The following is a 13,048-nucleotide window of genomic DNA, read 5'->3' as shown; positions in this document are numbered from 1 at the left end:
ACCGACTGTAATTTACGCCGTATGAGCCCGGTCACAGGGTGGGAAAACCGCCGCTGAGGCCGCTGTTACCGCTGTTACCGCTGAGACCCACCCCCGAGTGTGCCCCGAGGGTGGAACGCCCGTCAGAGGCGCTTGTGGAGGGCGTCGGCGGCGGCCACCAGGTCGGCGGCCCAGCGGGCGCCCGGTCGGCGGCCCATGCGGTCGATGGGCCCGGATACCGAGACGGCCGCGACCACCGCGCCGGCGGCGTCGCGGACGGGGGCGGAGACGCTGGCCACGCCCGCGGCGCGTTCGGCGGCGCTCTGGGCCCAGCCGCGGCGGCGGACCTCGGCCAATGCGCGTTCGCCGAACACGGCCTCGGGGAGGACCGTGCGCTGGAGTTCGGGATCAGCCCAGGCCAGCAGGACTTTCGCGGCGGAACCGGCGGTGAGGGGGAGGCGGGCGCCGATGGGGACGGTGTCGCGCAGGCCGGCGGCGGGTTCCATGGCGGCCGCGCAGACCCGGGAATTGCCGTCGCGGCGGTAGAGCTGGACGCTCTCGCCGGTGATCTCGCGCAGGCGCGGCAGGATGGTGGCGGCGGCGTCCAGCAGCGGGTCGCTGGCGGTTGTCGCCAGCTCCGACAGGGCCGGGCCGGGACGCCACAGGCCCTGGCTGTCGCGGGCCAGCATCCGGTGCACCTCGAGGCCCACGGCCAGGCGATGGGCGGTGGCGCGGGGCAGGCCGGTACGGGTGCACAGCTCATTGAGGCCGCAGGGTTGCTCGGCTACCGCGTGCAGGACCGCCATGGCTTTGTCCAGAACCCCGATGCCGCTATGCTGTCTCATAGAACGATATTAGCGTCTCACATGTCGGGAAATGCAAACCGGGCTCACCCGCCCGCACCGCACCCGGTCCGATCGAGGCGCGAGCCCCCGCGTCACAGCCCGATGCGGGTTTGTCTATCGAGAGGTGATGGAGATATGGCCGACCGGCCACGCACTCTGGCGGAGAAGGTCTGGGACCAGCACGTCGTCGTTCGCGGCGAGGGTGAGGGCGCGAACCGCGAACCCGACCTCATCTACATCGACCTGCACCTGGTGCACGAGGTCACCAGCCCGCAGGCCTTCGACGGCCTCCGCGCCGCCGGCCGTCCCGTGCGCCGGCCGGATCTCACCATCGCGACCGAGGACCACAACGTCCCCACCATCGATATCGACAAGCCGATCGCGGATCCGACTTCGCGCACGCAGGTCGAGACGCTGCGCCGCAATTGCCAGGAATTCGGTGTGCGCCTGCACCCGATGGGCGATATCGATCAGGGCATCGTGCACGTGGTCGGCCCGCAGCTGGGCCTGACCCAGCCGGGAACCACGGTGGTGTGCGGTGATTCGCACACCTCCACGCACGGCGCGTTCGGCGCGCTGGCCATGGGTATCGGCACCTCCGAGGTGGAACACGTACTGGCGACACAGACTCTGTCGCTGCGCCCCTTCAAGACCATGGCCATCAATATCGATGGCACATTGCCCGACGGCGTCACCTCCAAGGACGTGATTCTCGCGGTCATCGCGCAGATCGGCACCGGCGGCGGTCAGGGCTATGTGCTGGAGTACCGCGGCGAGGCCGTGCGCGCCATGTCCATGGAGGCCCGGATGACCATGTGCAACATGTCGATCGAGGCCGGCGCCCGCGCGGGCATGGTGGCTCCCGACGAGGTCACCTATGAATTCCTGAAGGGCCGCCCGCACGCCCCGCAGGGTGCGGACTGGGATGCGGCCGTGGCCGCCTGGGACGCGCTGAAGACCGAGGAGGGCGCGGAATTCGATGTCGAGGTGCATCTCGACGCCTCGGCGCTGACCCCGTTCGTCACCTGGGGCACCAACCCGGGACAGGGCCTGCCGCTGGGTGAATCGGTGCCGGACCCGGAGCAGATCTTCGACGAGAACGAGCGTGCGGCCGCCGAGAAGGCGCTGCAGTACATGGATCTGAAGCCGGGTACGCCGCTGCGTGAGGTGCCGGTGGACGCCGTTTTCGTGGGTTCGTGCACCAATGGCCGGATCGAGGATCTGCGGGCCGTCGCGGACATTCTGCAGGGCCGACAGGTCGCGGACGGTGTACGCATGCTGATCGTGCCCGGTTCCATGCGGGTGCGCCTGCAGGCGGAAAAGGAGGGCCTGGGCGAGATTTTCACGGCCGCGGGCGCGGAATGGCGCCAGCCGGGATGCTCGATGTGCCTGGGTATGAACCCGGATCAGCTTTCGCCCGGTCAGCGCTGTGCCGCGACCTCGAACCGGAACTTCGAAGGGCGCCAGGGCAAGGGCGGTCGCACGCATCTGGTTTCGCCGCTGGTCGCGGCGGCGACGGCGGTGCGCGGAACCCTGTCCTCACCTGCGGATCTGAACTGATCCCGGGCTTTTCCCGGGCATTCCAGGTCAGCCGCAGCCAGCCCTCTTCGGCCACAACAGACTCAGGAGAATCACGATGGAAGCCTTCAAGGTCCACAAGGGGATCGGCGTTCCGATGCGCCGATCCAATGTCGACACCGATCAGATCATTCCGGCGGTGTATCTGAAGCGCGTTACCCGAACGGGTTTCGAGGACGGCCTGTTCGCCGCATGGCGGACGGATCCGAACTTCATTCTGAACGTCGAGCCCTACAACCGGGCCAGTGTGCTGGTCGCCGGTCCGGATTTCGGTACCGGATCCTCACGTGAGCACGCCGTTTGGGCCTTGAAGGACTACGGGTTCCGGGTGGTCATCTCCTCCCGCTTCGCCGACATCTTCCGCGGGAACGCGGGCAAGGACGGCCTGCTGACGGCTCGGATGGCGCAGAGCGATGTGGAATTGCTCTGGAAGTTGCTCGAGGAACAGCCCGGTTTGGAATTGACGGTGGACCTCGAGACACGCACCGTGGCGGCCGGAACGGTCGTGTTGCCGTTCGATATTGACGACTACACGAGGTGGCGTCTGCTGGAAGGGCTGGACGACATCGGGCTGACTCTGCGGCACGAGGGCGAGATCACCCAGTTCGAAAACGCAAGGCCGACATGGAAACCCGCTACCATTCCGGCCCGTATTTCGCAGACGTAATCATTGATGGCGGTTAGCTGAACACCCTCTAACCCGGTAGCTGGGCGTGTGCCATGTCTCATCAAAATAGGCGTGGCACATAGACTCTTGCCCGGAAAGGGTTTACCGTGGTACCTAGTCGGTCCGACGACGGGCCATTTAGTCTGCGGAGGATTCAATGAACAAGGCGGAACTGATCGATGTTCTGACCGAGAAGTTGGGTACTGACAGGCGCACCGCTACTGCTGCAGTCGAGCAGATGGTAGACACGATCGTGCGTGCTGTGAACAAAGGTCAGAGCGTCACCATCACGGGATTCGGTGTCTTCGAACAGCGTAAGCGGGCCGCGCGTGTTGCTCGTAACCCCCGTACCGGCGAAACCGTCAAGGTGAAGCCGACTTCGGTGCCGGCCTTCCGTCCCGGCGCTCAGTTCAAGGCGATCATCGCCGGCAAGCAGAAGATCGCGTCGAGCGGCCCGGCCGTGAAGCGTGGTGTGGCTGCCCCGGTTTCGGGCAAGGCGGGTGCGAAGAAGACCACCGCCAAGAAGACCGCCAAGAAGGCAGCGACGAAGGCTCCGGCCAAGACCACGGCCAAGAAGGCGGCTTCCAAGGCTCCGGCCAAGAAGGCCACCGCCAAGAAGACGACTGCTGCGAAGAAGGCCACCACTGCAAAGAAGGCCCCGGCCAAGGCCACTGCCGCCAAGAAGACCACTGCGGCCAAGAAGGCCCCGGCCAAGAAGGCCGTGAAGGTCACCGCCAAGAAGACTGCGAAGAAGGCTCCGGCCAAGAAGACCGCCGCCAAGCGCACTGCCCGTCGCTGACGAGCAAGCGGTCTGTGCGCCTCTGATACAGAGCGCATTGCCCGTCCCTGACGGGTTTTCGACGCAGGACGACATGTGAGACGGCCCGGCATCGCCGGGCCGTTTCGCATGTCAGGGGCCGGAAATGGCCGGGCCGCGCGGGAATTCGGCCGCCGCCGGAAGCGGATGATCCCGGTGAACGAGATACGTTCTTCTCAGTTAGCCGGAAACGGTCGTGAAACCCCGTGTGCCAACCGGTTATTACCGGGATTCTCTCCGCGAAAATCGCTATGGCCGAATATCGGTGGGAGCGAGCGCCTTATCCAGGTGATCCGCCGCCACCAATCGCCCCCGGTGCAATGACAGCACCCAGACACTGCCCTTGCGATTACGCGCCGGCGGCAGCGTGACGCCGTCCATGGCGGCCCACCACTCCACCAGATCCGGAATCACCTTGCCCTGACTGCAGATCACCCGCACCGAGTGCTCATCGACCAGCTCACGGGCCCGTTTCCGGGCCGTGTCCGGCGCTGCCGCATAACCACTTTCGGAGAACAGCGGCTCCAATTCGATCTCGGCGCCGAGCTGTTCGGCCAGCGGGGTAACGGTTTGGACACAGCGGGCCGGTGGGGCGGAGACGATTTCGGCCGCGCCGAAGGCGAGCAGGTTCGGCACCAGCTCGCGAGCCTGTGCGCGACCGGCCTTTTCGAGCGGCCGCTCGTCGTCGTCACCGGCGAATCGGTCCTTACGGCCCGCCTTGCCGTGCCGCACGAGCAGCAGCGTGGAGGTCTCGGCCGGGAGGCGCAGGAAATTGCGGAGGATGGTGCGATCCATGGGGTAGGAGACCGCGTCCATGACGCCGTGCGGGGTCTGCCAATCCAGCACGTCGACTTCCGGATTCGGCTCGAACTCGCCGTCGAGGACGCGGGCCGCCCAGTAGTCCACCCGCTTGAGCTTGCGATGCCCGGTGACCGGATACGTCACATGGCCGAGATAACGACCCAGGCGCGAATTCAGGCCGGTTTCCTCGGTCACCTCGCGGGCGGCCGCGACCACCGGGGTCTCGCCGGGATCCAATTTGCCCTTGGGCAGCGACCAGTCGTCGTACTTGGGCCGGTGCACGAGGGCCATCTCGGGTTCGCCGTCCGGGCCGGGGCGCCACAACACCGCCCCCGCGGCAAGGATATTGGCGGTGACCCGGGGGTCGGTATATCTGGCAGCGGGGGCGGTGTCGGGTCTGCTCACTGGTGATCCGGCCGTCGCAGTCGCATGAGGTATTCCTGATGGTCGCGAATGTCCTCGCCGGCCACGGCGGGATCGGGCTGGGCCTGCCAGCCGCCGTCGGCCTGCAGCACCCAGCAGCGGGTGTTGGGGTGCAGGGCGGAGTCGAACACCTGACCCAGCCGATCGGCCAGCTTCGGATCCTTGACCTGGGCCAGTACTTCCACGCGCCGGTCCAGATTCCGGTGCATCATGTCGGCGCTGCCGATCCAGTACTCGTTCTGCGCCTGGAAATGCAGCACGCGCGAATGTTCCAGGTAGCGGCCGAGAATCGAGCGCACCTCGATATTCTCGCTCATCCCGGGCACGCCGGGGCGCAGGCCGCAGATTCCGCGCACCACGATCTGCACCGGCACGCCGGCCTGGGAGGCGCGGTACAGCGCGTCGATGACCTGTTCGTCGACGATGGCATTGGCCTTCAGCCGGATTCGCGCGTCCTTGCCCTCGGCGGCGAGCTGGATCTCGCGGTCGATGCGCTCGATGATCCCGGCCCGCACGCCGATCGGCGCCACCAGCAGATTGCGGTAGTTGGCCTTTCGGGAGTACCCGGTCAGCGAGTTGAACAGGTCGGTGAGGTCGGCGCCGATCTCCGGTGCGGCCGTGAGCAATCCGACATCTTCGTACAACCGGGCGGTCTTCGGATTGTAATTACCGGTGCCGATGTGGCAGTAGCGACGGATGGTGGCTCCTTCGCGCCGCACCACCAGGCAGGTCTTGCAGTGTGTCTTGAGGCCGACGAGGCCGTAGACCACGTGCACGCCCGCCTGTTCCAGCGCCCGCGCCCATTTGATGTTGGCCTGCTCGTCGAAGCGGGCCTTGATCTCCACCAGGGCGACGACCTGCTTACCGGCCTCGGCGGCGTCGATGAGCGCGTTGACGATGGGGGAGTCACCGGAGGTGCGGTACAGGGTCTGCTTGATGGCCAGCACCTGCGGGTCGGCGGCGGCCTGTTCGATGAATCGCTGCACGCTGGTGGAGAAGGAGTCGTACGGGTGGTGCACCAGCACATCGCCCTCGCGCAGGGCGGCGAAAACGTTTCGCGGCGTTTCCCGTTCGCCGAAGGCGGCCGGGGTGGCGGGTACGAACGGGGCGTCCTTGAGCATCGGCCGGTCGACGCCGTACACCTGCCACAGGCAGGACAGGTCGAGCAGGCCGGGCACCTGGATGACGTCGGCGGGATCCACGTCGAGTTCGCGCAGCAGCAGATCGAGCATGTGCTCGGTCATATCGTCGGAGACTTCCAGCCGCACCGGGGATCCGAAGCGGCGCCGGGCGAGTTCGCGTTCCAGGGCCTGCAGCAGGTCCTCGTCGCGGTCCTCCTCGACCTCCAGATCGGCATTGCGGGTGATCCGGAACGAATGCTGTTCCACCACTTCCATTCCCGGGAACAGCTGATCCAGGTGGGCGGCGATCAGCTCCTCCATGGGGAGGAAGGCGGCCATGTTGGTGGCTTGTGCCGCAGCGGATTCCCGCACCGCCGAATCCCGGCTGGCGTGCTGGGCGGCCTCGCGGGCGGTCGGGGTGCGGCGGACCCGGACGAAGCGGTCCACATTGTCGGGCACCTTCACGCGGGCGAAGTGCTCGCCGCCGGTGGCCGAATCCTTCACTGTCACGGCGAGATTCAGGCTCAGGCCGCTGATGTAGGGGAACGGGTGCGCCGGGTCCACCGCGAGCGGGGTGAGCACCGGGAAGACCTGATCCTGGAAATACCCGGAGAGACGCTGCTTCTCGGTGTCGTCCAGGTCGGTCCAGCGGATGATGGCGATGCCCTCGCCGGTCAGGGCGGGCAGCACCTGATCGAGGAAGACATTGGCGTGTCGCACCGCGAGCTTCTGGGTGCGCTCGGCGATCATCTCGAGCTGCTCGGTGGGGGAGAGCCCGTCGGCGGAGCGCACCGACAATCCGGTTTCCGCGCGGCGCTTCAGGCCGGCGACGCGGACCATATAGAACTCGTCGAGGTTCGACGCGAAAATGGCGAGGAATTTCGCCCGTTCGAGGAGCGGCTCCGATTGATCCTCGGCGAGGGCGAGCACGCGGGCATTGAAGTCGAGCCAGCTCAGTTCCCGGTTGACGTACCGATCCTGGGGCAAACGCGTCTGCGTGGCTGGGGTGGGCGCCGGGGTTGCCGCGGGCGGTGCCGCGGGTAGCAGCGGCGATTGCTTGACGGTATCCGTATCGCTCACTCTCACGATCATTCCTTATGTCGCGGGTGGGGTGCCGAAGTGACACCGTCCATTGCAGCGCAGATCACGCCCGGTCAGCGAACTGAAGACCGGGCGCTGTGCACATCTTCCTTTGCTTGACACGCCCGCGACACGCCGATTTCATTCAGCAGCGCGCGGGTTGCCTCCCCAACGCCGAGCGCGACGGCGCGCTCGAGATCGACAGCGGTGTCGACGTCCTGACGCAGACCCGGCCATTCGCCGAGCAATTCGATCGCGCCGGCGGCAATGTGCCGCCGGGCCGAATCCCGGCCGAACAGCGGATCCAGCGACTGTGGATCACGCGCCAGCAGGGCCACCGTGCCGCTGCCCTCGTGATCGGCCACCACCGCGCGCGGCTGCGTCGCGGCGGCCAGCACCTCGGCCAGTTCCTGCGGGCGCATGGCGGGCAGATCCGCTTGCAGGGCAAGCAGATCGACGGTGCCGTGGCGCTCCCGGACCGCCGCCGCCCCGGCCGCCAGCGCGGCATTCAAGCCGCCGTGGCCGTTGCGGGTGAATTCCGTTGCGGGCGGCTCGGGATGCACCTGGGCGCCCAGCCGGTGCACCAGCTCGGCGACCGTGGGATCGGGGGTCACCACGGTGACCGAGGCGATCCCCGGGGTCGCCACCGCGGCGGTCACGGTGTCGGCGAGCATGGCCAGTACCAGCCGCGGCCGCTCCTGCGCGGGCAGGTGATCGGCCAGCCGGCTCTTGGCGAGCCCGAGATTCTTCACAGCGATGATGGCATGCACGTGCGTACCGGCCCTCCTGGAACCATTCGTGTCACTGCACCCAGCCACGCGCATGCCGGAAATCTTCCCACCCGAAAGTGTCCGGTGTGTGAGCGGTGTCGGGATCGGCGGAGTCGGTGCACGTGCGCGACCTATATTGATCTGATGGCTAGGGCAGCGGTACTGGGAGCGGGGTCATGGGGGACCTCCTTCGCGAAGGTGTTGGCGGAAGCGGGAACCGAGGTCACCATGTGGGCCCGGCGGCCGGAGGTGGCGCAGACGCTCGCGAACGAGCATCGCAATCCCTGGTATCTGCCGGATGTCGAACTGCCGCCGATCGCGGCCACCCACGATCCGGCGGTCGCGCTGGACGGGGCCGACATCGTGGTGCTGGCGGTGCCCTCGCAGTCGCTGCGTACCAATCTGGCCGAGTGGAAGACCCTCATTCCGGGTGATTCGACGCTGCTGAGCCTGGCCAAGGGCATCGAAACCGGCACCCTGCTGCGCATGAGCCAGGTGATCGCCGAGGTCACCGACGCCGATCCGAGCCGGATCGCCGTGCTGTCGGGGCCGAATCTGGCGCGGGAGATCGCCGAGCGGCAGCCCGCCGCCACCGTGGTCGCCTGCACCGACGCCGGGCGCGCGGAAGCCGTGCAGCGGGCCAGCGCCACCGGCTATTTCCGGCCGTACACCAATACCGACGTGATCGGCTGCGAGATCGGCGGCGCCTGCAAGAACGTGATCGCGCTGGCCTGCGGCATCGCCTCGGGAATGGGCTTGGGCGACAACTCCGTTGCCAGCCTGATCACCCGCGGACTGGCCGAGATCATCCGGCTGGGCGTGGCGCTCGGCGCGGAACCGGTGACCTTCGCGGGCCTGGCCGGGGTCGGCGATCTGGTCGCCACCTGCACCTCGCCGCTGTCGCGCAATCGGTCCTTCGGGCATGTGCTGGGCGCCGGCGGGACCATGGAGACCGCGCAGCAGGCGACTCATGGCCAGGTCGCCGAGGGTGTGAAGTCGTGCACATCGGTGCGGGCGCTGGCCGAGAAGCACGGCGTGGAAATGCCGTTGACCACGGGTGTGCACGGGGTCTGCCACGAGGGTCTGTCCGCGGCGGATGCGGTCGGGCAGCTGCTGGGCCGCCGGCTGAAGTCGGAGTAGCCGCCGCCGCGCGCCGGGATGGCCGCCGAATAGCACGGCATAACACGGCGGTCCGGTACGACCGTGTAACACTGCCGCCGCACCCGACCGGGTACGGTTCCCGGCATGACCAACAGGATCCGGGTGGCGGTGGTTTTCGGTGGCCGAAGCAACGAGCATGGCGTCTCGTGTGTCTCGGCCCGGACCGTACTGGGGAACCTCGATCCCGAACGCTACGAGGCGGTGCCGATCGGCATCACCCGCGACGGCACCTGGGTGCTCGGCAACGGCGACCCCCGCGCCCTGAGCCCGCAGGGCCGGGCGCTGCCCTCGGTGGATGCCACCGGCGCCGCGCTGACCCTGTCCGCCGATCCGTCGCGACCGGGCAGCCTGGTGCCGCTGGACGGGGCCGAAACCGTGCTCGGCAGTGTGGATGTGGTGTTCCCGGTGCTGCACGGCGCCTTCGGTGAGGACGGCACGCTGCAGGGCCTGCTGGAACTGGCCGGGCTGCCGTATGTCGGGCCCGGCGTCCTGGCCAGTGCGGCCGGCATGGACAAGGAGTTCACCAAGAAACTCCTTGCGGCCGAAGGACTTCCGATCGGCGATCAGGTGGTGCTGCGGCCCGGGGTGCAGACCCTGTCGGACGAGGACAAGCAGCGCCTGGGACTGCCGGTGTTCGTGAAGCCCGCCCGCGGCGGATCCTCCATCGGCATCACCAAGGTGGACGGCTGGGACGCGCTCGACGCCGCCATTGCCATTGCCCGCCAGCACGATCCGAAGGTGATCGTGGAGGGCGCCATCGTGGGCCGCGAAGTCGAGTGCGGCGTACTGGAATTCCCGGACGGCCGGGTGGAAGCCAGTGTGGTGGCGGAGATCCGGATGCCCGAGGAGACGCCGGACGGCCCGGAGTTCTACGACTTCGACACCAAATACCTCGACGACGTCTGCGAGTTCGACGTCCCCGCCAAGCTGGACGACGATGTGTCGCTGCAGATCCGGGAACTCGCGGTGCAGGCGTTCCGCGCCCTGGACTGCCAGGGCCTGGCCCGCGTCGACTTCTTCGTCACCGAGCAGGGCCCGGTCATCAACGAGATCAACACCATGCCGGGCTTCACCTCGATCTCGATGTACCCGCGCATGTGGGATGCCGCCGGCATCGACAATCGCACGCTGGTGAGCACCCTCATCGAAACGGCGCTGGCCCGGGGCACCGGGCTGCGCTGACGGCTCAGTTGGGCAGGGGGTTCGGGTCCAGCGGCTGCTCGGGGATGGCCTTGCCGATGGCGTCCGAAACCTCTTGCAGCGGAGTCGCTCCGGCATTGTCCGGCGTGGTCAGCGCGATATAGGTGCCGCGGTCCACGGCCCACCAGGTGCCGGAGGTGACGCCGGTGGTCTGGTCCCGCACCTCGAACCAGCTGACCCCGTTGACCACCTGCAGCGGCGAGGCCTTGTTGAACTCCAGGGGGCGTTCCAGGCCGCAGCGCAGCACGATGCTGTTCCCGCCGTCCGGCAACTGCCACGCCTGGGTGGCGGGCGGGGCGGGCTGCACCAGTTCGGATTTGGTGTAATCGCCGATCTTGTCCGGCAGTCCGCCCATCAGGGTCGTGCACTGCGGGCCGTTCGCGGCCGGGGCGGACACCGCGCCCAGCGCGAGCGGATCCCGCGAGGGATGCCGGTTGGCCAGCACACCCATCACGAGCACGCCGACGACCAATGCGACGGGTAGCGCGATAGCGGTGGCGATCAGCGCGGGCGACCGCTTACTCGAGTACTCGGCGTCCGCATCCTCGGTCGCGGCCTCGGGGGCGTCCGAAGTCTTCGCGCGGGTCTGCTTGTCGTCGACCGTGTCCCCGGCCTTCGCGGCGTCGATCGGTTCCTGCCCGCCCGCTGCTCCCGCGCCCTCTTCCTGGTCGGGCGTGCTCGGTGCTGCTGCGTCGCTGCCGCGGGTGTCGTTGCTCATCCGGTTGCCGGTCCCCGATCGTGCCGTGCCGGGGCGCACGCGTCCCGGCTGGTGGTCGTCGATTTCGGGTTCGAGGGTACCGTTTCCGGGTCAGCCGTCCGCATCACACTCTGTCCCGAGGAGACCGTCATCACCGCCAGCAGTCCTGCCCGCACCGTTCGCGAGCTCGGGGAGTTCGCGCTGATCGCGCGCATCAATGCGGGGCGCACCCAGGCCCCGGGCGTGCTGCTGGGTCCCGGCGACGACGCGGCGGTGGTGGCCGCGCCGGAGGGACGGTTCGTGGTGACCACCGACATGCTGGTGCAGGACCGGCATTTCCGGCTGGACTGGTCGAGTGCGCGGGATATCGGGCGCAAGGCGATCGCGCAGAATGCCGCGGACGTGGTGGCCATGGGTGCGGTGCCGAGCGCGTTCGTGGTGTCGCTCGGGTGCCCGGCCGACACCGCCGTGGATTTCGTCACCGACCTGGCGGACGGCATGTGGGAGGAGGCGGCGCGGGCGGGCGCGTCGATCGCCGGCGGGGATATGGTGCGCAGCCCGGTGCTGATCGTTTCCGTGACGGCCTTCGGTGACCCGCGGCGCGCGCCGATCAAGCGGTCGGGTGCGCGCGTGGGGGACGTGGTCGCGGTGGCCGGGAAGCTCGGCTGGTCCGGGGCGGGCCTGGCGGTATTGTCGGCCGTCGCCGCGCGGCCGGGCGGGGCGAGCGTCGCGCCGGTCGATCTCGGAGAGTTCAGCGAGTTCGCCGATGTGGTTGCCACGCACCGGGTTCCGCAGCCGGTGTACGACGCGGTGCTGGATTTGCCGGATGACGTGGAGATCACCGCGCTCACCGATGTCTCCGACGGCCTGCTGGCCGATCTGGGGCATATTGCCGAATCGTCCGGTGTGGCCATCGATCTGGCGGCCGCGGCGCTGCACGATCCGGGGCTGGATGCGGTGGGCAAGGCGCTGGGCGTCAACCCCCTTGACTGGATTCTGGCGGGCGGTGAGGATCACGCGTTCGCCGCGACCTTCACCGATTCGAGTGATTTGCCGGAAGATTGGACGGTCGTCGGCCGGGTCGCCGCAGGCGCGGGCGTGACGGTGGATGGAACCTCTCGGTCCGGACCATCCGGTTGGGAATCCTTCGCATAGCAGGCCCCGGTTCCGCCGTGAAACTCGACACGATAAGTTTTCCCGACATGGGCGCCAAACCACTGTCGGAGGTCATAGATACGGGCTGGGCCGAGGCCCTCGAGCCGGTGACCGACCGCATCGCCGCGATGGGTGAATTCCTCCGCACCGAAAACGCCGAAGGGCGTGGCTATCTCCCCAAGGGGGAGAACGTGCTGCGCGCCTTCCAACGGCCGTTCGACAAGGTCCGGGTCCTCATCGTCGGCCAGGATCCGTACCCGACCCCCGGCCATCCGATGGGCCTGAGTTTCTCGGTGGCCCCGGATGTTTCGCCGGTACCGCGGAGCCTGGGCAATATATTCTCCGAGTACACCAAGGATCTCGGCCTTCCGACGCCGTCCAACGGTGATCTGTCGCCGTGGTCCGATCAGGGCGTGCTCATGCTGAACCGAGTCCTGACCGTGCAGCCCGGCCAGCCGGCCTCGCATCGCGGCAAGGGCTGGGAAGCGGTGACCGAGCAGGCGATTCGCGCCTTGGTCGCGCGGGAGCAGCCCATGGTGGCGATCCTGTGGGGACGCGATGCGTCCACTCTGAAGCCCATGCTGGGCGCTACGCCCTGCATCGAATCGGCCCATCCGTCACCGTTGTCGGCGTCGCGGGGGTTCTTCGGATCCCGTCCGTTCTCCCGTACCAACGAATTGCTGGGTACCCTAGGGGCCGCGCCGGTGGACTGGCGTCTGCCCTAAACGCGTAACCGTTGACCTGATTCAGGAGC

General features: G+C 67.9%; 12 protein-coding genes. 7 read left to right on the top strand and 5 right to left on the bottom strand.

What is annotated here, in order from left to right:
- Positions 1 to 122: 122 nt before the first annotated feature.
- The gene (locus tag ACIP5Y_RS03980; protein ID WP_397002797.1) at positions 123 to 824 is read right to left on the bottom strand and encodes an IclR family transcriptional regulator; all 702 of its coding nucleotides are present in this window, start codon (positions 822 to 824) and stop codon (positions 123 to 125) included.
- A gap of 135 nt (positions 825 to 959) precedes the next feature.
- Here ACIP5Y_RS03980 and leuC point away from each other — a divergent pair, with 135 nt between their 5' ends.
- From leuC to ACIP5Y_RS03965, 3 genes are all read left to right on the top strand, one after another.
- Positions 960 to 2,384 carry a 3-isopropylmalate dehydratase large subunit gene (gene leuC, locus ACIP5Y_RS03975; RefSeq protein ID WP_400347340.1) on the top strand — a complete coding sequence of 475 codons (1,425 nt, stop codon included), beginning with the start codon at positions 960 to 962 and terminating at the stop codon, positions 2,382 to 2,384.
- Positions 2,385 to 2,460: 76 nt separating this feature from the next.
- Positions 2,461 to 3,069 (top strand): 3-isopropylmalate dehydratase small subunit, encoded by a 609-nt coding sequence (gene leuD, locus ACIP5Y_RS03970; RefSeq protein ID WP_400347339.1) that lies wholly within the window; start codon positions 2,461 to 2,463, stop codon positions 3,067 to 3,069.
- Between the two features lie 157 nt (positions 3,070 to 3,226).
- A complete protein-coding gene (locus ACIP5Y_RS03965) occupies positions 3,227 to 3,868 on the top strand; it encodes an HU family DNA-binding protein (protein WP_400347337.1) in 642 nt (213 codons plus the stop codon).
- Positions 3,869 to 4,135: 267 nt separating this feature from the next.
- On the opposite strand, the gene ACIP5Y_RS03960 is transcribed toward ACIP5Y_RS03965, so the two are convergent.
- The 3 genes from ACIP5Y_RS03960 to cofC all read right to left on the bottom strand — a co-directional run bounded on the left by ACIP5Y_RS03960 (position 4,136) and on the right by cofC (position 8,144).
- Entirely contained in the window at positions 4,136 to 5,092 is a 957-nt protein-coding gene (locus ACIP5Y_RS03960; protein ID WP_400347335.1) for an NUDIX domain-containing protein, read from the bottom strand.
- A complete protein-coding gene (locus ACIP5Y_RS03955) occupies positions 5,089 to 7,323 on the bottom strand; it encodes an RNA degradosome polyphosphate kinase (protein ID WP_400347334.1) in 2,235 nt (744 codons plus the stop codon). Before ACIP5Y_RS03955 ends, ACIP5Y_RS03960 begins: the two co-directional genes overlap by 4 nt.
- Before the next feature lie 62 nt (positions 7,324 to 7,385).
- A complete protein-coding gene (gene cofC, locus ACIP5Y_RS03950; RefSeq protein ID WP_400349118.1) occupies positions 7,386 to 8,144 on the bottom strand; it encodes a 2-phospho-L-lactate guanylyltransferase in 759 nt (252 codons plus the stop codon).
- Between the two features lie 81 nt (positions 8,145 to 8,225).
- Between cofC and ACIP5Y_RS03945 the strand changes: the two genes are divergently transcribed.
- Complete coding sequence (locus ACIP5Y_RS03945; protein ID WP_400347332.1) at positions 8,226 to 9,221, top strand: NAD(P)H-dependent glycerol-3-phosphate dehydrogenase; 996 nt, start codon at positions 8,226 to 8,228, stop codon at positions 9,219 to 9,221.
- A gap of 105 nt (positions 9,222 to 9,326) precedes the next feature.
- Positions 9,327 to 10,424, top strand: a complete 1,098-nt coding sequence (locus ACIP5Y_RS03940; protein ID WP_400347330.1) for a D-alanine--D-alanine ligase family protein — start codon at positions 9,327 to 9,329, stop codon at positions 10,422 to 10,424.
- A 4-nt stretch (positions 10,425 to 10,428) separates the two neighbouring features.
- Here ACIP5Y_RS03940 and ACIP5Y_RS03935 read toward each other — a convergent pair whose 3' ends face one another.
- The gene (locus ACIP5Y_RS03935) at positions 10,429 to 11,160 is read right to left on the bottom strand and encodes a DUF3515 domain-containing protein (protein ID WP_400347328.1); all 732 of its coding nucleotides are present in this window, start codon (positions 11,158 to 11,160) and stop codon (positions 10,429 to 10,431) included.
- A gap of 129 nt (positions 11,161 to 11,289) precedes the next feature.
- Between ACIP5Y_RS03935 and ACIP5Y_RS03930 the strand changes: the two genes are divergently transcribed.
- Both ACIP5Y_RS03930 and ACIP5Y_RS03925 read left to right on the top strand, forming a co-directional pair.
- Positions 11,290 to 12,294 (top strand): thiamine-phosphate kinase, encoded by a 1,005-nt coding sequence (locus tag ACIP5Y_RS03930; protein WP_400349116.1) that lies wholly within the window; start codon positions 11,290 to 11,292, stop codon positions 12,292 to 12,294.
- Positions 12,295 to 12,341: 47 nt separating this feature from the next.
- Entirely contained in the window at positions 12,342 to 13,019 is a 678-nt protein-coding gene (locus ACIP5Y_RS03925; RefSeq protein WP_400347326.1) for a uracil-DNA glycosylase, read from the top strand.
- Positions 13,020 to 13,048 lie beyond the last annotated feature (29 nt).

It is taken from the genome of Nocardia sp. NPDC088792, from assembly GCF_044750615.1.
GTDB lineage: Bacteria > Actinomycetota > Actinomycetes > Mycobacteriales > Mycobacteriaceae > Nocardia.
This window is presented reverse-complemented; position numbering and strand designations above follow the sequence as displayed.

Coding starts and splice junctions, on each gene's coding strand:
- ACIP5Y_RS03980 (WP_397002797.1), bottom strand. CDS start 824: ATGAGACAGCATAGCGGCATCGGGGTTCTGGACAAAGCCATGGCGGTC.
- leuC (WP_400347340.1), top strand. CDS start 960: ATGGCCGACCGGCCACGCACTCTGGCGGAGAAGGTCTGGGACCAGCAC.
- leuD (WP_400347339.1), top strand. CDS start 2,461: ATGGAAGCCTTCAAGGTCCACAAGGGGATCGGCGTTCCGATGCGCCGA.
- ACIP5Y_RS03965 (WP_400347337.1), top strand. CDS start 3,227: ATGAACAAGGCGGAACTGATCGATGTTCTGACCGAGAAGTTGGGTACT.
- ACIP5Y_RS03955 (WP_400347334.1), bottom strand. CDS start 7,323: ATGATCGTGAGAGTGAGCGATACGGATACCGTCAAGCAATCGCCGCTG.
- ACIP5Y_RS03945 (WP_400347332.1), top strand. CDS start 8,226: ATGGCTAGGGCAGCGGTACTGGGAGCGGGGTCATGGGGGACCTCCTTC.
- ACIP5Y_RS03940 (WP_400347330.1), top strand. CDS start 9,327: ATGACCAACAGGATCCGGGTGGCGGTGGTTTTCGGTGGCCGAAGCAAC.
- ACIP5Y_RS03935 (WP_400347328.1), bottom strand. CDS start 11,160: ATGAGCAACGACACCCGCGGCAGCGACGCAGCAGCACCGAGCACGCCC.
- ACIP5Y_RS03925 (WP_400347326.1), top strand. CDS start 12,342: ATGGGCGCCAAACCACTGTCGGAGGTCATAGATACGGGCTGGGCCGAG.